Source organism: Aeromonas sp. PrichA-15 (assembly GCF_017939245.1).
In the GTDB taxonomy this organism is placed as follows: Bacteria; Pseudomonadota; Gammaproteobacteria; order Enterobacterales; family Aeromonadaceae; genus Aeromonas; species Aeromonas caviae.
The window spans coordinates 1-293 of sequence record NZ_JAGKRH010000356.1 but is presented as its reverse complement, the minus strand read 5'-3'; the positions used below and the strand labels follow the sequence as shown (position 1 = coordinate 293).

The 293-nt window shown below is 54.9% G+C and carries 1 pseudogene; it reads left to right on the top strand.

Annotated elements, in window-relative coordinates:
• Window positions 1–293 (top strand): annotated as a pseudogene (locus J9889_RS23195) (IS1634 family transposase); the annotation flags it as partial.

Below are 293 nucleotides of genomic sequence, written 5' to 3'. Positions count from 1 at the left end.
GATGCTGCTGCAACTGGATGCCGAAGTGGTAGGTGAACCCGTTTATACAGGACGTGGCAGACCCAAGCGTGGCGAAGAGCCAATTGGCCATCAGTTTCAAATCACTGGGTTGGCGGCAACTAGCCTGGCTTGCGTTGAAGAGGCCCACAACCAGACCGGGGTGTTCATCCTGGCGACCAATGACCACAGCGATACGCTGACCATGGCCGAACTTTTGGCCACCTATAAAGCGCAGCAGAATGTCGAACGGGGCTTTCGTTTTCTCAAGAGCCCGGAGTTTTTAACCTCCTCAC